We start from the raw sequence: 18,116 nt of genomic DNA, 5'->3' as shown, positions 1-18,116 counted from the left end.
GTGACCGCATCATCGTGGCTGCTGGTGGCCCTCCCTGGCCTCGGCGCGCTCATCCTGCTGCTGGCGGGTAAGCGGGCCAAGGCCTGGGGGCATCTGCTCGGCTGTGCCACCGTCACCCTCGCCTTCGTCTACGGGCTGATCCTGTTCTTCACGGCCGACGGCAAGGCCACTGTGGACACGAAGGTCTACTCGTGGATTCCGGTCGGCGCGCTGCAGATCGACTTCGGGCTGCGGATCGACGCGCTGTCGCTGACGTTCGTGCTGCTCATCACCGGCGTCGGCATGCTGATCCACTACTACTCGATCGGCTACATGGCCGACGACGAGGGCCGGTACCGCTTCTTCGCGTACCTCAACCTCTTCGTCGCGTCGATGCTGGTCCTGGTGCTGGGCAACAGCTTCGTGACGCTCTACCTCGGCTGGGAGGGCGTGGGTCTCGCGTCCTACCTGCTCATCGGCTGGTACCAGGGCCGCCCGTCCGCCGCGACCGCGGCGAAGAAGGCGTTCCTGATGAACCGCGTCGGGGACGTCGGGCTGGCGCTGGCGATCTTCATCATGTTCAAGTACGTCGGCTCGACCGGCTACGCGCAGGTCTTCGCGGGCATCGGCGCCGGCAAGTTCCCGCCGGCGGCGATCACCGCGATGGCGATCCTGCTCCTGCTGGGCGCCTGCGGTAAGTCGGGCCAGTTCCCGCTGCAGGCGTGGCTGCCGGACGCGATGGAGGGCCCGACCCCGGTCTCGGCCCTGATCCACGCGGCAACGATGGTCACCGCCGGTGTCTACCTGGTGGCCCGCTCCAAGGACATCTTCAACGCCACCGAAGACGGCCGCCTGATCGTCACGCTGGTCGGGACGGTGACCCTGCTGCTCGGGTGCATCATCGGCTGCGCGTACGACGACATCAAGAAGGTCCTCGCGTACTCCACGGTCAGCCAGATCGGCTACATGATGCTGGCCGTCGGCCTCGGGCCGGTCGCGTACGCGCTGGGCATCATGCACCTGGTCGCGCACGGCTTCTTCAAGGCCGGGCTGTTCCTCGGGGCCGGGTCGGTCATGCACGCCATGAACGACGAAGTCGACATGCGGAAGTTCGGCGGCCTGCGCAAGCACCTGCCGATCACCTTCATCACCTTCGGCCTCGGCTACCTGGCCCTGATCGGCATCCCGCCGCTGTCGGGCTTCTTCACGAAGGACGCGATCATCGAAGCGGCGCTGGGCCAGGGTGGCTGGCGCGGCTGGGTGATGGGCGGCGCGGCCATGCTGGGCGCCGGGCTCACCGCGTTCTACATGACCCGCCTGATGATGATGACCTTCTTCGGCAAGGAACGCTGGAAGGACCTCAAGAGCGCGGACGGCCACGACTTCCACCCGCACGAGGCCAAGCCCGTCATGTGGATCCCGATGGCGATCCTCGCGGTCGGCTCGGTCGGGGCCGGCGCCTTCTTCGCCCTCGGCGACCGGTTCAGCACCTGGCTGGCCCCGTCGGTCGGGGCGATCGAGGAGTCGCACCACCTGGCGATCGACGCCTGGGTGGTCTCGGTGATCACCGTGGTGGTCTCGCTGCTGGGCGTGGTGATCGCGTACCTGTACTTCCGCCGTGACATCCCGGTCGAGCAGCCGCAGCGGGTCTCGTTCGTCACCCGCGCGGCCCGGCGTGACCTGTACGGCAACGCCCTCAACGAGACGCTGGTGGGCCGCCCGGGCACCTGGCTCTCGCGGGCGCTGGTGTTCGTCGACAACCGCGGCGTCGACGGCGCGGTCAACGGACTGGCCGCCGGGCTCGGCGGCGGGTCCGGCAGGCTGCGGCGGCTGCAGACCGGGTTCGTCCGGTCCTACGCGCTGTCGATGCTGGGCGGCACGTTCCTGCTTCTGGCGGCTCTCCTGCTGGTGAGGTTCTCCTGATGACCTGGTTGCTCATCCTCATCCTGGTGCCGCTGGCCGGCTCCCTGGTGCTGGCGTTCCTCAAGGGGAACGACCGCGCCGCGGTGCTCGCCGCGCTCGGGTTCTCGATCCTCGAGTTCCTCCTGATCATCCCGTTCTGGCTCAGCTACTCGCCGTCGGGCGCGCGGCTGCAGATGACGTCGAGCTTCGACTGGATCCCGAGCTTCGGGGTGCACATCGCGTTCGGCACCGACGGCATCTCGCTGATCATGATCGCGGTGATCGCGCTGCTGGTGCCGATCGTCGTCGGCGGGCTCGGCACGCTCGACAAGCTGCCGGCGGGCCGCAGCGCGGGCGGGTTCCTCTCGCTGATCCTGCTGCAGGAGGCGCTCACGATCGGCGTGTTCGCCGCGACCGACGTCTTCCTGTTCTACGTGCTGTTCGAGATCATGCTGATCCCGATGTACTTCCTCATCGGCGGCTACGGCGGCGCGAACCGGCAGTACGCGGCGGTGAAGTTCTTCCTGTACTCGTTCCTCGGCGGCCTGATCATGCTGGCGTCGGCGATCGGGGCGTACTCGCTGGCGTCCGACAAGCTGGGTAAGGGCACGTTCGACTGGGCCACGCTGGTGACGGTGGTGCGCGACGCGCCACTGTCCACTCAGGTCTGGTTGTTCCTCGGGTTCTTCCTGGCGTTCGCGATCAAGGCGCCGCTGGTGCCGTTCCACACCTGGCTGCCGGACGCGGCGGGGGAGGCGCCGATCGGCGTCGCCGTCCTGCTGGTCGGCGTGCTGGACAAGGTCGGCACGTTCGGGTTCCTGCGCTACTGCCTGCCGATGTTCCCGCAGGCGAGCAAGACCCTGGCGCCGCTGGTGCTGGTGCTCTCGGTGATCGGCGTCCTCTACGGCTCGATCCTGGCAGCCGGGCAGCGGGACATGAAGCGGTTCATCGCCTACGTGTCCATCGCGCACTTCGGCTTCATCTCGCTGGGCATCTTCGCGTTCAACGAGCAGGCGATGGTCGGCTCGGCGACGTACATGCTCAACCACAGCCTGGCAACCGGCATGCTGATCGTGGTGATCGGCCTGGTGATCGCGCGCGGCGGGTCGACGCGCATTTCGGACTACGGCGGCATGGCGAAGGTGACGCCGTTGCTGGCGGGCATGTTCCTGCTCGCCGGCCTGTCCACGTTGTCCCTGCCGGGCACCAACTCGTTCGTCTCGGAGTTCCTGGTGCTGCTGGGGTCCTTCGTGGACCAGCCGGTGTACACGATCCTCGCCACGGTGGGCATGGTGCTGGCCGCGGCGTACGTCCTGTGGCTCTACCAGCGGGTCATGCAGGGCCCGGTCCGCGGGGACGCGCTCGTGGGCGTCGGCGGAGGCCCGGGCACGGCGATCGCGCCGGAACTGGGCGCGAAGAAGGCCATCCGCGACCTCGGCGGTCGTGAGATCGCGCTGCTGGCGCCACTGGTCGTCCTGATCATCTTCCTCGGCTTCTACCCGAAGCCGGTGCTCGACACAGTCACCCCGACGGTGCAGCAGACGCTGTCCGCGGTCCAGGGAGGCAAGTAACCGTGCTCGACATCCTCCTGACGCAGGCGCCGGAGCCGCCGGTGCAGGTGCCGTCGGTCGCCTACGCCGCGGTGCTGCCGGTGCTGATCATCTTCGGCGCGGCGTGCGTGAGCGTGCTGGTCGAGGCCTTCTTCCCGAAGGGCTCGCGGTTCCGCTCGCAGGTCGGGCTGAGCCTGCTGGCGATCGTCGGCGCGGGCGTCGCCCTGATCGTGTACGCGACCGGCAACGCACCGGCGGGCGGCATCACGACGTTCAGCCGGGCGATCTCGGTGGACCGGCCGGCGCTGTTCCTCTGGGGCACGCTGCTGGCGCTGGCGCTCGGCGCGGTGCTGCTGATCTCCGACCGCGTGGTCGAGCCGGGCGGCGCGCTGGTCGCGCAGGCCGGCATCCGCCCGGGCACGCTGCAGGACCGGGCGCAGACGGCGACGGTCATGCAGACCGAGGTGTTCCCGCTGACGCTGTTCGCGCTCGGCGGCATGATGGCGTTCTGCGCGGCGAACGACCTGCTGACGATGTTCATCGCGCTGGAAGTGCTGTCGCTGCCGCTGTACCTGATGTGTGGCCTGGCCCGGCGGCGGCGGTTGCTGTCGCAGGAGGCGGCGGTCAAGTACTTCCTGCTGGGCGCGTTCTCGTCGGCGTTCTTCCTGTACGGGCTGGCGCTGCTGTACGGCTACGCGAACTCGGTGAAGCTGGCGGACATCGCGGCCGCGGCGGCGGGCTCGGACCGGTCGGACACGCTGCTGTTCGCCGGGCTGGGTCTGCTGGTGGTCGGCCTGCTGTTCAAGGGTTCGGTCGGCCCGTTCCACACGTGGACCCCGGACGTCTACCAGGGCGCACCGACACCGGTGACGGCGTTCATGGCGGCGTGCACGAAGGTCGCGGCGTTCGGCGGGATCCTGCGCGTGCTGTCGGTGGCGTTCTCGTCGACTTCGTGGGAGTGGCGCGGAGTCCTCTGGGGCGTGGCGATCATCTCGATGGTGATCGGCGCGGTGCTGGGCCTGACGCAGACGGACGTCAAGCGCATGGTGGCGTACTCGTCGATCGCGCACGCCGGGTTCCTGCTGGTCGGCGCGATCGCGATGACTCGCGACGGGTTGTCCAGCACGCTGTTCTACCTGCTGGCGTACGGCTTCACGACGATGGCGGCGTTCGGCGTGATCAGCCTGGTCCGGGACTCCTCCGGCGAGGCGACGCACCTGTCGGCGTGGGCCGGGCTGGCGAAGCGGTCGCCGCTGGTGGCCGGGGTGTTCACGTTCCTGCTGCTGGCGCTGGCCGGCATTCCGTTGACGTCGGGCTTCGTCGGCAAGTTCGTGGTGTTCTCGGCGGCGCTGTCGGACGGGATGGCCCCGCTGGTGGTGATCGCGCTGGTGTTCAGCGCGGTGGCGGCGTTCTTCTACCTGCGCGTGATCGTCCTGATGTACTTCTCGGAGCCGGCGGCGGACGGCCCGTCGGTGTCGGTCCCGGGCTTCGGCACGGGAACGGCGATCTTCCTCGGCACGGCGGTGACGCTGGTGCTGGGCCTGGTCCCGGCGTTCGCGCTGGGCTGGGCCGGTTCGGGCGGGTTCGCTTTCTGATTTTCCGGCCGCCACCACCCGGCTCGGCCGGGGGGTGGCGGCCGTGTCATTTCAGCTTCCGGCTGATCTGCTGCGGTTCGCCGGGCAGGACGCTGATGTAGCCGTCGGCGAGAGCGATCCCGACGCGCCCGGCGTCGAGGTCGAGGTAGCTGACGGTCTTGTCCTCGGCGTAAAGCTGCCCGACGCCGTAGTAGGGCTGCTCGAAGAGGGCGTCCAGTTCCTGGGCCTCGCGGCTACGGGCGGGGGCGTCGTCGAAGACGTCGCTCACGTCCTGGTCCTGCTGGAAGTCCTCCTGCGGCAGCGAAAACGGCCTGATCGGCGCGGGCGGGCAGTGCGGAAGCCGGGCGATCAGGGCATCGGCGGGATGGGTGTCGGGGGAGACGGAAGCGAGTTCGACCCGCTCTCCCCGGCACACGACGGCGACGGCGCTACGACCCTGCGCCGCGACGAGCACGCCGATTTGCCCGGAGGTGTCGCGGGCGTAGCCGAAGAACTGCCGCGCGGGCCGGTCGAGCAGGTGGAGGACGTCTTCGAATTCGGGCGTGAAGCCGTCGCCCTGGATGAAACCGTAGGGGCTGAGTTCCTCGAAGGCTTCCCGGTCGACCTGCTGTTTCGCGCTGGGCGGGATGTAGCGCAGGCCGGGGGCGAGAACGGGGTGCGGATCACCGCAGCCGGTGTTGCGCATGGCGGTGAGCAGGGTGCTGAGCGAGAATTCGGCATTCACGGCTTGGCCCGGTTCTCCCCGATGACCGGCGGCATGGGCTTTTCGATCAGGCCGCCGAAAGTTTCGTCGGGGTCGGGGTTCTGGAGGTAGGAAGCCGTTTTCTTTTCACGGTCTTCTTCCTTGCCGCCGCGTCCCGCCATCGGGCCGCCCATGGGCATGCCGTTGGCCCCGCGGGGTCCGGCCGCGCCGGCTCGGGTTGCGCCGCCGGGGAAGCGTTCCTCGGGGAGCCGGGATCCGCTGCCTGGGCCGGGGTTTCGCATGCCGGGTTGTCCTGGTGTGGTTCCGGTGCCTGTCCCTGTTCCCGTTCCTGGCCGGTAGCCGGGCCCTGTGCCTGCTCCTGTGCCTGTTCCGGTGCTTCCGGGCGCGTATCCGCCGGTGCCGGGCCCGAAGCCGGGGTAGGGTGAGTAGCTGGTGGAACCCCCGAGGTTGCTGACGGGCTGCCCGGTGGGTCCGAACTCATAGCCGTTCTGAGCAGCGGGCGGCAAGACGGGCCGGGGGACGTAGCTGTCGGCGTGGGTACCGTCCTGGTTGACGGGCCGGTTGACCTGGTTCTGGAACTGGTTTTGATACTGATTCGGGTTCTGGACTTGGTTCTGGTTTTGGTTTTGGAACTGGTTCTGCGTTTGTGTCTGCGTCTGGTTGGGCTGCTGCGTCTGGGTGGTCTGCCGGTTCTGCTGAGCGGGGACCTGAGGCTGCCGCGGTTTCCGCGCCCATTCGCCGGTATCGGTGGGCTGAGTGTGCGTGCCGTTTCCGGGAGTGTTCATGGTGATGGGAGCCCCGGAGTCGGCGAGCTGGGCGTATTGAGCGGGCATCTGCCCACCATTGGTGCTGCTCGCGGAGTGATAAGCCCGGAAGGCGTCGATATTGGCTTGGCTATCGGCCTGCCAGTTGGTGACTTTGGTGTTGTAGGAGCGGAAGTGGTCACCGTTGAGGGCGTTGATGATATCGTCGTTGGTCAATTCGGGAGGCTGCGGAGCAACCGGCTTGACAGAGTTCTTGGCGGTACCGAAAGCATCCATTTGATCGCCAACGGCGGTCTGCGCATTCTGGAGGTGAACGGCGTCGTCAGCAGCGGCTTTGACCAGGGGAAGGGTGGCATCAGAGGCCGAGTCCCCAGCACCGCCCTGCCAGCCGGACATGGTCTTGGCCCGAAGAGCACTGATCCGCTGAGCGCGTTCGATCATGCGAGTGGTCAAGTTCCTGGCGCTGTCCTGCGCATCGGCCAGGGAACCGGTGCCCTCGCCTCCAGTGATCTGCTCGTAGATCTGAGCCGCTGTCAAAGGCCCTTCGGTTGCCATCACTTCACCCCGCGAAGGTTATCGAGTACCTGTGTGGCAACACCATGTGCTGCCTCGCAGGGATCGTTTTTGCCGATGTTGCTTTCAGATTGTGCAACGTGGATGTCCACCGTTTGGGTGTCGCTCACTCCCAGCGCGACAGCGCAGCGGCCACGAGTCGTTCGCTCATCACTGACTCCGTACGCAACAACCGGGAAATTGTCGATCGCAGGCATGGGCTGGAAGAATTGGTACTGTTTTCCGCGCGCGTTGTAGACACTGGTCAAGCCGAGCTGGTCCGCGTCCGTGAAGATGACTGTGACGCCGGCTTGCGATACATCGGGGGAGTCCCAGGCGCAGCTTGGCCCAGCGGGCGCCTGCAGGTCCGTTTTCCCTGATACTCCCGCGCCTAAGAGCTTCTCCACTTGCGAGGCGTCAAGCGCGTCGCAGGGTGCTTTCTTGAACTGTGTCACGTCGATCGGACTGGACACCTTCGGGACCCCTGGACCTGGAACACCACTGTGGACGCCCGAAGAGGGCTGAGTGCTCGTTCCATTGCCTTCCGGCGACGGCGTACCGGGATTCGTAGTGGTGCACGCGGTTGCGGTGAGCAGCAGTGCGCTCAGCATGAAGAGAGTGCGGCGCATCAGAGACTGCCTCCGGTATGCCTTATTTCGGTGGTGTGGTCGTCCTCGGCCTGGGCGTACCGGCCCAGGGCGGCTTTGAACTTGGCTGCCATCTTCCGGCAGTACTCTTCACGCTCAATGAGCGTCTCCAGTAGGGCGTTGCCGGACTGGTTGATCTTCTCCGCGTTGCCACTGCTCGCGTACTCGATACCTGGACCCTTGGTCCGCGCCAGCACAATGGCATGCTGCTGGTCGAGTTTGAACTCGTTCGCCAGGTCGTTCCATTCGTGCATCAGCTCACGAAGTGTGGCCTCGTCGTACTGGAACCCGGCCCCACCGGAAGCCCCAGCTTCGCTCCCATACGTCCCCGCCGCCGGCACCACCGGCTGCAAGGGTGCTCGCCTGGTGCCCGGGTCGTACACCGGCCCGTCAGGCATTACGTGCCCCCGTCGTCATCAGCTCTCCCCTAGCTTGCAGTGTGCTCCACCCCGAGCACCCTGCGTATCCGACGGCGAAGACACTACCAGGGTTCCACCCTGCGAAAAGGGGCCGCGGCCGTCCTCCCGGGCCGCGGCCCTCCTTATCCCTACGGTGTCGGGGCGCAGGACGTGTTGCCCAACGTCACCTCTCCGGTGATGCCCGATGCCGGGAGGAACGTGATCCGCAGCATCGTCAGGGCGATGCTGCCGTCGCCCGGGAGGTTCTGCGTGTTGAACACCGCGTTCGCCAGCACCGTCCCGTTCGACCTCTTGATCGGTGCCACGTAGCCCACCGGTACCGGGCTCGGCGGGTTCGGGATGCCCGACATGCCTCCGTAGCTCCAGTTCGCGTTCGTCTGCGTCTGGGTCGCCGTGCACGTCACCGTGAACGTCGACAGCTTCACCCGCGGGCCGCCCGCGCTCACCAGTGCCGACAGCTCGAAGTTCTTGCCCGTTGCCGTCGATGTCGTCGTCGTGGCCTGCGTGTTCGGGTCCGTCACCGTTGTCGTGCAGGACGACGTGCCGCCGCCGAACGTGATGCCCTGCTTCGAGACCGTCTGGGCCGTTGCGCTCGTCGGGCCCTCCAGCGAACACTGTCCCTGCGTGGGCACCGTGATCGTCGTGCCGGACTTCGTGAACTCGGCCGAGCCGATGTTCGCCGCGCCCGGTTGCGGGTCCGCCTGTGCCGGTGCCGCTGCCACGGCGAGCGCCGCCACCAGCAGTGTTCCGGCGAGACCGGCCCGCCTCGCGATCGTCTTGCGCATTTCCGCGTCCTCCTTGCCGCCTGGGGAGAGTTCCCCGAACGGAAATATCCGCCCGCCGGAGACGTCCGTTGCGCGGCGAACCGGCGACCACTCGTTCGTGGCTCGCGAACCACCCGGTGGGGGACGGCTGCCGGGGTGTCATGTTCGTCACCGTTTCCGCTGGACAGCGGGTAAACGACGCCGCCGGGTAGCCACTACGCTCAAGGCATAACCCGACCGGTGCACGAGTAGAAGCGGAGCCGACGTGTCTGTGCCTTCCCCAGCCCCCGGGGCGGGATCCCTCCCCGCTGCGCCGGGTGGCGCCCTCGACGACCTGCGGGCGTCGGTCGGCCTGCAGATCGCCGACGAAAACCTGCTGCGCGCGATCGCCGGCGGGCTGGCCGAGGTCGAGAAGCTGCTGCGGGACGTCGTCCGCAGCGACGTCCAGGCCGTCAACGACGCCGCGTTGCACCTGGTCGAGGCGGGGGGCAAACGTTTCCGTCCGCTGTTCACCCTGCTCGCCGCCCAGTTCGGGCCGAAGCAGGACGACCACGTGATCGTCGCCGCCGCCGCGGTCGAGCTCGTGCACCTCGCGACGCTCTACCACGACGACGTCATGGACGAGGCCGACATGCGGCGCGGCGCCGAGAGCGTCAACGCGCGCTGGGACAACACCATCGCCATCCTCACCGGCGACTTCCTCTTCGCCCACGCCTCCCGCCTGGTCGCCGACCTCGGCACGGACGCCGCGCGGATCATCGCCGAGACGTTCGGTGAGCTCGTCACCGGCCAGATGCGGGAAACCGTCGGCCCCGGGCCGGGTGACGACGCCGTCGCGCACTACCTCACCGTGATCGCGCAGAAGACCGGCTCGCTGATCGCCACGTCCGGCCGGTTCGGCGGGATGATGTCCGGCGCCGCCGAGGAGCACATCGAGGCGCTGCGCCGGTTCGGCGACATCATCGGGACCGCGTTCCAGATCTCCGACGACATCATCGACATCGCCTCGCCCTCCGACGAGCTCGGCAAGGCGCAGGGCACCGACCTGCGGGAAGGCGTCCGGACGCTGCCGATGCTGTACGCACTGGCCGACCCGGAGACCGACCCCCGGCTGGTCGAGCTGCTGTCCGGCCCGATCGCCGACGACGCGCTCGTGCGGGAGGCGCTCGAGCTGCTGCGGGCCAGTAGCGGACTCGAACGCGCGCGCGTCACCCTTTCCGACTACGCTCAGCGCGCGCGAGCCGAGCTCACGGCGTTGCCCGCGTCACCCGCCCGGGACGCGTGCGAGTCGGTTGCCGACTACCTGGTCGCGCGCACGCACTAAACAGGGGCAGGAAAAGATGTCCATATTCGGACAGGTTTGGCTGTGGAGCCTGGCGGCGTTCTTCGTCGGGGCAGTCCTCACCTGGCTGGTCCTCGTGCTGCCGCTCCGCAAGAGCGTCCGCAAGCTGGAGAGCGCGCTGGCCCAGGCCCACGCCGACGCCGCGCGCACCCCCGCGAACGCCGCCGCGGCACCGGGCACCGAGGTGTTCGCCCGGCCGGAGCCGCGGCCCGAGCCGGAGCCGACGCGGCAGGAGACCTCGTACCCGGGGACGCTGGTCGCCGCGCCGCCGATGCGCCGCGACGACGTCCACGACGACATCGACGAGGACTTCGCCGAGCTGGACTCGCAGGTGCCGCCGGGAACGCACCCGGACCCGGACGACGCCTTCCGGCCGGAGCCGGACGCTGCTTTCCGGCCGGAGCCGGAGCCGGAGCCCGACGCCGCGCACCGGGCCACGGAGACCCAGATCCTGACCCCGGTCGCCGAGCCGCAGCCCGAGGACCCGTACCGCGCCGCGGCGTCGGAGTACCTGGCGCCGGAGGAAGAGCCCGCGCCGGCGGTGTCGCGGCTCGAGCAGAAGCTCGACCCGGAGGCCGCCGCGGGTTCGCTGTTCCAGCCGCCGGCGGAGGACGTGCCGGTGCCGGACTGGTTCGGGCAGGACACGCCGGCCGAGCGGTCGCCGTTCGAGGAGCCCGTGGAGCGCACGCGCTACCTGGGTTCGGTCGGCGCCGAGGAGACCGAGGCCAAGGAGCCGCCGCAGTACGCGTTCGGCGGCGACGACACGACCGCCGACAGCGAGCTGGGCGTGCCGGAGGAGACCCCGATCGAGGCGACGCAGGTGCTGCCGAAGCGGCAGCCGCGGGAGGCGCTGCGCGGCGGGTTCGTCACGCCCCAGCCGATCCAGCCCTCGATGCGGACGGTCGAGCGGCGCGAGACCGACCTGTCGGGCGCCCACAGCGGCTCGCTGTTCGAGCCGTCGGTGCAGCCGAACCAGGCGGCGGTGTCCGCGCCGGAACCGCCACCGGCCCGCCAGGTGGCCGGCGACTCGGTGCCGCCGGGCCCGTTCGGCCCCGGCTCGGCCATGCCCCGCCCCGGCGGTGGCGCGCCCAGCGACGGGTTCGCCGTGAAGGCCAGCGTGACGGCGTTGCGGTACTGCACCGAGGAGTCGCCGCAGTTCCCGAAGATGGTGGCCGAGGTCTGGTTCCGGACCGCCGAGGACGCCGAGCGCGTGGGGTTCCGGCCGCTCAGCTGAGACAGGGTTCCGCCCAGCTCCAACCCACACCCGATACGCCGAAGGCCGCCATGCTCGACGCATGGCGGCCTTCGGCGAGACTGCGGCTTACGCGACTGTCCAGGTGTCTTTGCCGTGGAGGAGGGCTTGTAGGTCGGGGGTGTGGGTGGTGCGGGCTTGTTCGACCTGGGCGCGTGCTCCGTCGTCGTAGGTGGGGCGCTCGACTTGGCGGAGGATGCCGGTGGGGACGTGGTTGAGGTTTTGGTCGCCGAGGCGTGAGAGGGCGAAGGCGTAGGTGGTGTCGGTGATGGAGGGGTCGTGCACGATCACGTTGTCTTCGCCGATGTCGGCGATTTTGGCGATGTCCAGGCCGCCCCAGTCGCTGCGTGTGATGCCGAATTCCTGGTTGGGGCCGAAGCGGATCGGTTGGCCGGGGTGTAGGGGGATGAGGCGGGTGGCGGCTTCGTCGGCGTCTTTGAGGACGTCGAAGGCGCCGTCGTTGAAGATGGGGCAGTTCTGGTAGATCTCGACCAGTGCCGAGCCGCGGTGCTGGGCGGCGGCTTGCAGGACTTCGGTGAGGCCTTTGCGGTCGGAGTCCAGGGCGCGGCCGACGAAGGAGGCTTCGGCGCCGATGGCCAGCGACAGGGGGTTGAACGGGGTGTCCACTGAGCCCATCGGGGTGGACTTGGTGACCATGCCCTGCCCGGAGGTCGGGGAGTACTGGCCCTTGGTCAGGCCGTAGATGCGGTTGTTGAACAGCAGGATCTTGATGTTGACGTTGCGGCGCAGCGCGTGGATGAGGTGGTTGCCGCCGATGGACAGTGCGTCGCCGTCGCCGGTGACCACCCACACCGACAGGTCGGGGCGCGTGGTCGCCAGGCCGGTGGCGATGGAGGGGGCGCGGCCGTGGATGGAGTGCATGCCGTAGGTGTTGAGGTAGTACGGGAAGCGTGAGGAGCAGCCGATCCCGGAGATGAACACGATGTTCTCGCGTTTGAGCCCGAGGGTGGGCAGGAACGACTGGACCGCGTTGAGCACGACGTAGTCGCCGCAGCCGGGGCACCAGCGGACTTCCTGGTCGGATTTGTAGTCCTTGGCCTTCTGCGGCTGGTCGGTGGTGGGCACGAGGTCCAGGCCACCGAGCGTGGGTGTCCCCAGGTCGATCGCGGTCACTTCGCCGCCTCCGTAACGCTGGTGATGATCTCGGAAAAGACGTTCTGCAGTTCTTCGGCCTTGAACGCCATCCCGGCGACCTTGGTGTGGGAGTGGACGTCCACCAGGTATTTCGCCCGCAGCAGCAGCGCGAGCTGGCCGAGGTTCATCTCCGGCACCACGACCTTGTCGTAGGAGCGCAGGATGTCCCCGAGGTTGCCCGGCAGCGGGTTGAGGTGCCGCAGGTGCGCCTGCGCGATCGGCATGCCGAGCTTGCGCACCCGCCGGCACGCCGCCCCGATCGGCCCGAACGAGCTGCCCCAGCCCAGCGCCAGGACGCGGGCTTTGCCGCCGGAGGGGTCGTCGACGAGCAGGTCGGGCACGTCGATGCCGTCGATCTTGGCCTGCCGCAACCGGACCATCGTGTCGTGGTTGGCCGGGTCGTAGGAGATGTGGCCGGTCTTGTCGGCCTTCTCCAGCCCGCCGATGCGATGCTGCAACCCCGGCGTCCCCGGCACCGCCCAGGCCCGGGCGAGGGTCTCGGGGTCACGCACGTAGGGCCAGAACTCGCCGGAGTCGTTGTCGGCGTTGGGTTCGGACGCGAACTGCACCCGCAGGTCCGGCAGCGTGTCCACGTCCGGGATCAGCCACGGCTCCGACCCGTTGGCGATCGCCCCGTCCGAGAGCAGCAGCACCGGGGTGCGGTAGGTCAACGCGATCCGGGTCGCCTCGATCGCCGCGTCGAAACAATCCGCCGGCGAGAGCGGGGCGACGATCGGGACCGGGGACTCGCCGTTGCGGCCGAACATCGCCTGCAGCAGGTCGGCCTGCTCGGTCTTGGTCGGCAACCCCGTCGACGGGCCACCCCGCTGCACGTCGATCACCACCAGCGGCAGCTCGACCATCACCCCCAGCCCGATGGTCTCGGACTTCAACGCGACCCCCGGACCGGAGGTCGAGGTCACCCCCAGCGCGCCACCGTAGGAGGCGCCCAGCGCGGCACCGATACCGGCGATCTCGTCCTCGGCCTGGAAGGTGATGATCCCGAAGTTCTTGTGCCTGGACAGCTCGTGCAGGATGTCCGAGGCCGGAGTGATCGGATACGTGCCGAGCAGGATCTGCAGGCCCGAGCGCTGCCCCGCCGCGACGATCCCGTACGCGAGCGCGGTGTTGCCGGTGATCTGCCGATACGTGCCCGGGGCCAGCTTCGCCGGCGCGACCTCGAACGTCGTCGCGAACGACTCCGTCGTCTCCCCGTAATTCCAGCCCGCCCGGAAAGCCAGGATGTTCGCCTCGGCGATCTCCGGCTTCTTCGCGAACTTCTCCCGCAAAAACCGCTCCGTGCCCTCGGTCGGCCGGTGATACATCCACGACAACAACCCGAGCGCGAACATGTTCTTGCACCGCTCGGCGTCCTTCTTGCCCAAACCGGTCTCGGCCAACGCACCCTGCGTCAACGTCGACATCGCCACCCGATGCACCTGATACGCCGAGAGCGTGTCGTCCTCCAACGGGTCGGTCGCGTAGCCGACCTTGGTCAGGTTCCGCTTGACGAACTCATCGGTGTTGAGAATGATCGTCCCACCCTGCGGGACATCGCCCAGGTTCGCCTTCAACGCGGCCGGGTTCATCGCCACCAGCACATCGGGGCGGTCGCCCGGGGTGAGGATGTCGTAATCGGCGAAGTGCACCTGGAAGCTCGAGACGCCGGGAATGGTGCCCTGCGGCGCGCGGATCTCCGCCGGGAAATTCGGCATCGTCGACAGGTCGTTACCGAACGCGGCGGCCTCCGAGGTGAACCGGTCACCGGTCAGCTGCATGCCGTCACCCGAGTCGCCCGCGAACCGGATGACCACCCGGTCCAGCTTGCTGACCTCGGTCGGCCTGGTTGCGGCGAGCGAGCCGTGACCAGCGCCGTTGCCGTTCGCACTCGTGCTCATGGGTCAGGGATTCCCTCTCTCCCGACGTTGCGGCCATCGGTCACCTGCCCGGTGTCGGGACACGCGGATCACCAGGCCCTACCACGAGGTTAGCTCGCGCTGGACAACGATGTTCCTAGAGTCCCGGGTCCGGCAGCGACCTCATTACTGCGCTGACGGTTCTTCTGTGCTGGTCCGGCAAATACCTGTGACCGATGGTAACGGGTAGACCCCTGTCTTCGCTGTGATGCGGGTCTCGGACGCAGGGGTCCACTTGCTGGGATCAGGGTGGGAACGGATCCGCGCCCGCATCGCCTCGAGCCGTTCGGCGAATTCCGGCGACGCCAGCGAGGCCAGCTGCGGCTCGATTTCGACGTCGACGGCCTCGGCGTGCGAGGCCAGCGACGCGGTCTTTCGGAGGCTGCGCTTCGTGGCCAGCAGCGCCTCGCGCGGCGCCGCGACGGCCGGCGCGGCGAGTTCGACGGCGGCGGCGACGACGTCGTCGACGACCGCGAGCGCGAGCCCGGCCCGGACGGCGGCTTCGGCGTCGAGCGGCTGCCCGAACAACGTCATCGCGGCGGCCCGCTGCGGGCCCGCGAGCCGCTGCGTCATCCACGTCATGCCGCCGCCGGGGTGCAGCCCGAGTTCGAGGAACCGGGCGACGAACTTCGCGCGCGGCCCGGCCAGCCGGACGTCGGCGGCGAGGGCGAGGTTCAGACCGGCCCCGACCGCGGCGCCCCCGACGGCGGCGATGGTGGGCAGCGTGCACCGCGCGACGGCGAGGAAGCCTTCGTAGATGGCGCGCAGCCCGGCTTCGTCGGCCTGGCCGAGTGCGGTGAGGTCGGCGCCGGCGCAGAAGGCCGGCGGAGTCCCGGTGACCACGACGGCGTGCACGGTCTCGTCCCGCTCGGCCGCCTCGACGGCGGCGGCGAGCTGCGCGGACAGGTCGAGCGTGAGCGCGTTGCGGCTGGCGGGCGCGTCGACGGTCAGCAGGGCGACGCCGCCGGCGTGCTCGCTGACGATGCTGTCGGTCATCGGCTCAGGGTATTAGTGGAGGCATGGGGGAGCTGATCGCTGTGCTGCTGGGCAACCTGCTGACCATGCTCGACCTGACGGAGCTGGCGGGCGGCCGCCGTCGCCGCGCACGCAAGGCGGCGCTGCAGCGGGGCGAACGGGTGGAGATCCCGTGCGTACTGCGCGACGAGGAACTGACGGCCGGCGAGGAACGCCTGGGCAGAATCGCCATCGGCAACGGCCCGGCCCGGTGGCTCAGGCGCGGTGAGCCGCCGGCGGCGTTCGCCCCGGGCGAGCTGACGATGCAGGCGGTCGACCAGCGGGCGATCACGTTCCACGCGCGCGGTGGCCGGACGGAGCTGCGGCTGCACCCGGACGAGGCGCCGCTGGTGCTGCGAGCGCTGGCGGACTGAGGACACCGGAACTGTCGGTGCCCGCCGATACGCCGGAAACCGGGGGCCGGAGGCCCGCCCGTCTCACTCCTCCGGTGTCGGTGGTCGTTCCAGCAGCCGGGACAGCACCACGGTCGACACCGTGCGGTCCACGATCTCCAGCCCCCGCAGCCGCTCCAACGCCGTCTCCAGGTGGTGGATGTCCGCCGCCCGCAGGTGGACGATCGCGTCCGCCGCGCCCGACACCGTGTACGCCGCCACCACCTCCGGCAACGGCTCCAGCCTCGCCCGGATGCGGGCCGGCGTGATGTTGCCCTGGCACGTCACCTCCACGAACGCCTCCGTGCCCCAGCCCAATGCCTCCGGGTCGACCACCGCCGTGAAACCCCGGAGGATTCCCGTCTCCAGCAGGCGGTCGACGCGTCTCTTCACCGCCGGGGCGGACAGGCCCACGACCTTGCCGATCTCCGCGTAACTGCTGCGCGCGTTCGCCACGAGACACGAAACGATTCGCTGGTCGATGGTGTTCACACGCAACACTTAGCACAGATATACGCAGCGAACAGCGATTGATTGCGATATTAGGCGCACCTTACCCTGCACTCATGCAGGCAATGCGCGTACCGACCACCCGTCGATACCTGATGTGCCCCCCGCGCTACTTCGCGGTGGACTACGTGATCAACCCCTGGATGGACCCGACCCAGCCGGTCAGCGCCGACGTCGCCATGGCGCAGTGGACCGAGCTGCGCGACACCTACCGCCGCCTCGGCCACACCGTCGAGGAGATCGAAGCCCAGCCCGGCCTGCCCGACATGGTCTTCGCCGCCAACTCCGGCACCGTCGTCGACGGCCGCGTGCTCGGCTCGCGGTTCCGCGCCCCGCAGCGGGCCGCCGAGGCCGAGCACTTCCGCCGCTGGTTCGTCGAGCACGGCTACCGCGACATCACCATGCCGGAGAAGATCAACGAAGCCGAGGGCGACTTCGCCTGGACCGGCACCCTGCTGCTCGCCGGCACCGGCTTCCGCACCGACCCGGCCGCGCACGCCGAAGCCCAGGAGGTCCTCGGTGTCCCGGTCGTCTCGCTGCAGCTGGTCGACCCGCGCTACTACCACCTCGACACGGCGCTGTTCGTGCTCGCCGAGGCGACGGACACGACCCGCGCGCAGATCGCGTACTACCCCGACGCGTTCTCGGCCGGCTCGCGCCGCGTGCTCGAGCGCCTGTTCCCGGACGCCGTGCTCGCCACGAAGGAAGACGCCGAGTGCTTCGGCCTGAACGGCGTTTCCGACGGCCGCAACGTCGTCCTCCCGGTGGAGGCCACCCGATTGGGTGGACTGCTCACGGCGCGGGGTTACGAGCCGGTCTACGTCGACATCTCTGAGCTGCGGAAAGCCGGCGGCGGCCCGAAGTGCTGCACGCTGGAGATCCGCAAAGGCTAAATAACGGCAAAATCCTGTAACTCGCCCGTTTGTCACCGCGATTAATCGAAGTAACAAATCGACTACTCGCGGTGGCAGGCGGTGGGAAGCGGTGGCGGTCAACCTCGCGTTGCACGGGATCGGCCGGCCGGCGCGTCCGCTCGACCCGGGCGAGGACGAGCGCTGGGTGACGGTCGAGCAGTTCGAGCGCGTGCTCGACGCCGTCGCCGGGCGCGAGGACGTCCACCTCACCTTCGACGACGGCAACGAGTCGGACGTCGAGATCGCCCTGCCGCGGCTGGTCGAGCGTGGCCTGACCGCCGAGTTCTTCCCGCTCGCCGGCCGCCTCGGGCAACGCGGCTACCTCGACCGCGACGGCCTTCGCGAGCTGACCCGCGCGGGCATGGAGATCGGCTCGCACGGCTGGGAGCCACGTGACTGGCGCCGTCTCGACGACCGCCACGCCCAGCGCGAGCTGACCGACGCCCCGAAGCTGCTCGGTGACCTCTGCGGCCGTCCGGTGCGGCGGTATTCGCTGCCGTTCGGCGCCTACGACCGGCGCGTGCTCGCGCGGCTGCGGCAAGCGGGCGCGACGCGCGTGTACACCAGTGACGGCGGCTCGGCGAAACGCGACGGCTGGCTGCAGGCGCGCACCGAGCTGCGGCACGACGTCGACGACGAGTGGCTGGCCGGTGTGCTCACGGCGTCGCCGGGGGTGTACCGGCGAGCGGGACGCTGGGCGAGCCGGCTGTTCCGCCGCGGTGACCGCTGATCAGCGTTTTCGTCAA

The 18,116-nt window shown here is 69.0% G+C and carries 16 protein-coding genes and 1 pseudogene; 8 read left to right on the top strand and 9 right to left on the bottom strand.

The genetic code is table 11. The features are described from left to right. Genes nuoL through nuoN form a run of 3 tightly spaced genes read left to right on the top strand, consistent with a single transcriptional unit; the run spans window position 1 to window position 5,026 of the window. Window positions 1-1,902, top strand: coding sequence for an NADH-quinone oxidoreductase subunit L (nuoL, locus tag BT341_RS03385; protein ID WP_072474866.1), 1,902 nt, complete (start codon window positions 1-3; stop codon window positions 1,900-1,902). Next, window positions 1,902-3,452, top strand: a complete 1,551-nt coding sequence (locus tag BT341_RS03380; protein WP_072474865.1) for an NADH-quinone oxidoreductase subunit M — start codon at window positions 1,902-1,904, stop codon at window positions 3,450-3,452. The genes nuoL and BT341_RS03380 overlap by 1 nt, the downstream gene beginning before the upstream one ends. Before the next feature lie 2 nt (window positions 3,453-3,454). After that, window positions 3,455-5,026, top strand: a complete 1,572-nt coding sequence (gene nuoN / locus BT341_RS03375) for an NADH-quinone oxidoreductase subunit NuoN (protein WP_072474864.1) — start codon at window positions 3,455-3,457, stop codon at window positions 5,024-5,026. Between the two features lie 46 nt (window positions 5,027-5,072). On the opposite strand, the gene BT341_RS03370 is transcribed toward nuoN, so the two are convergent. The 5 genes from BT341_RS03370 to BT341_RS03350 all read right to left on the bottom strand — a co-directional run bounded on the left by BT341_RS03370 (window position 5,073) and on the right by BT341_RS03350 (window position 8,896). Next, on the bottom strand, window positions 5,073-5,750 hold the full coding sequence (locus BT341_RS03370; RefSeq protein WP_072474863.1) for an ESX secretion-associated protein EspG: 678 nt from the start codon (window positions 5,748-5,750) through the stop codon (window positions 5,073-5,075). Continuing rightward, complete coding sequence (locus BT341_RS03365; protein WP_072481756.1) at window positions 5,747-7,048, bottom strand: PPE domain-containing protein; 1,302 nt, start codon at window positions 7,046-7,048, stop codon at window positions 5,747-5,749. The genes BT341_RS03370 and BT341_RS03365 overlap by 4 nt, the downstream gene beginning before the upstream one ends. Next, window positions 7,048-7,656: a DUF3558 domain-containing protein gene (locus BT341_RS03360; protein ID WP_084743174.1), complete on the bottom strand. Its 609-nt coding sequence runs from the start codon at window positions 7,654-7,656 to the stop codon at window positions 7,048-7,050. Before BT341_RS03360 ends, BT341_RS03365 begins: the two co-directional genes overlap by 1 nt. A gap of 17 nt (window positions 7,657-7,673) precedes the next feature. Then, a complete protein-coding gene (locus tag BT341_RS03355) occupies window positions 7,674-8,036 on the bottom strand; it encodes a hypothetical protein (protein ID WP_245805295.1) in 363 nt (120 codons plus the stop codon). 203 nt (window positions 8,037-8,239) lie between these two features. Further along, entirely contained in the window at window positions 8,240-8,896 is a 657-nt protein-coding gene (locus BT341_RS03350; protein ID WP_072474860.1) for a hypothetical protein, read from the bottom strand. A 250-nt stretch (window positions 8,897-9,146) separates the two neighbouring features. Here BT341_RS03350 and BT341_RS03345 point away from each other — a divergent pair, with 250 nt between their 5' ends. Both BT341_RS03345 and BT341_RS03340 read left to right on the top strand, forming a co-directional pair. Next, entirely contained in the window at window positions 9,147-10,199 is a 1,053-nt protein-coding gene (locus tag BT341_RS03345; protein WP_072474859.1) for a polyprenyl synthetase family protein, read from the top strand. 16 nt (window positions 10,200-10,215) lie between these two features. After that, a complete protein-coding gene (locus tag BT341_RS03340) occupies window positions 10,216-11,451 on the top strand; it encodes a sunset domain-containing protein (RefSeq protein WP_072474858.1) in 1,236 nt (411 codons plus the stop codon). An 87-nt stretch (window positions 11,452-11,538) separates the two neighbouring features. Here the strand turns inward: BT341_RS03340 and BT341_RS03335 are convergent, their stop codons facing one another. From BT341_RS03335 to BT341_RS03325, 3 genes and pseudogenes are all read right to left on the bottom strand, one after another. Next, the gene (locus BT341_RS03335) at window positions 11,539-12,603 is read right to left on the bottom strand and encodes a 2-oxoacid:ferredoxin oxidoreductase subunit beta (protein ID WP_072474857.1); all 1,065 of its coding nucleotides are present in this window, start codon (window positions 12,601-12,603) and stop codon (window positions 11,539-11,541) included. Continuing rightward, window positions 12,600-14,522: a 2-oxoacid:acceptor oxidoreductase subunit alpha gene (locus tag BT341_RS03330; RefSeq protein WP_072474856.1), complete on the bottom strand. Its 1,923-nt coding sequence runs from the start codon at window positions 14,520-14,522 to the stop codon at window positions 12,600-12,602. Before BT341_RS03330 ends, BT341_RS03335 begins: the two co-directional genes overlap by 4 nt. A 270-nt stretch (window positions 14,523-14,792) precedes the next feature. Continuing rightward, window positions 14,793-15,536 (bottom strand): annotated as a pseudogene (locus BT341_RS03325) (enoyl-CoA hydratase); the annotation flags it as partial. A 23-nt stretch (window positions 15,537-15,559) separates the two neighbouring features. On the opposite strand from BT341_RS03325, the gene BT341_RS03320 reads away from it, so the two are divergent. Further along, window positions 15,560-15,928 carry a hypothetical protein gene (locus BT341_RS03320; protein WP_072474855.1) on the top strand — a complete coding sequence of 123 codons (369 nt, stop codon included), beginning with the start codon at window positions 15,560-15,562 and terminating at the stop codon, window positions 15,926-15,928. Window positions 15,929-15,991: 63 nt separating this feature from the next. On the opposite strand, the gene BT341_RS03315 is transcribed toward BT341_RS03320, so the two are convergent. Then, a complete protein-coding gene (locus BT341_RS03315; RefSeq protein ID WP_026468878.1) occupies window positions 15,992-16,438 on the bottom strand; it encodes an Lrp/AsnC family transcriptional regulator in 447 nt (148 codons plus the stop codon). 83 nt (window positions 16,439-16,521) lie between these two features. Between BT341_RS03315 and ddaH the strand changes: the two genes are divergently transcribed. Next, the gene (gene ddaH, locus BT341_RS03310) at window positions 16,522-17,349 is read left to right on the top strand and encodes a dimethylargininase (RefSeq protein ID WP_218177828.1); all 828 of its coding nucleotides are present in this window, start codon (window positions 16,522-16,524) and stop codon (window positions 17,347-17,349) included. A 91-nt stretch (window positions 17,350-17,440) separates the two neighbouring features. Then, a complete protein-coding gene (locus tag BT341_RS03305) occupies window positions 17,441-18,100 on the top strand; it encodes a polysaccharide deacetylase family protein (RefSeq protein ID WP_072474853.1) in 660 nt (219 codons plus the stop codon). Window positions 18,101-18,116: the final 16 nt, after the last annotated feature.

This window comes from Amycolatopsis australiensis (assembly GCF_900119165.1).
GTDB lineage: Bacteria > Actinomycetota > Actinomycetes > Mycobacteriales > Pseudonocardiaceae > Amycolatopsis > Amycolatopsis australiensis.
Note: the sequence above shows the minus strand (reverse complement) of the source record. Positions and strands in the feature narration are given on the sequence as shown.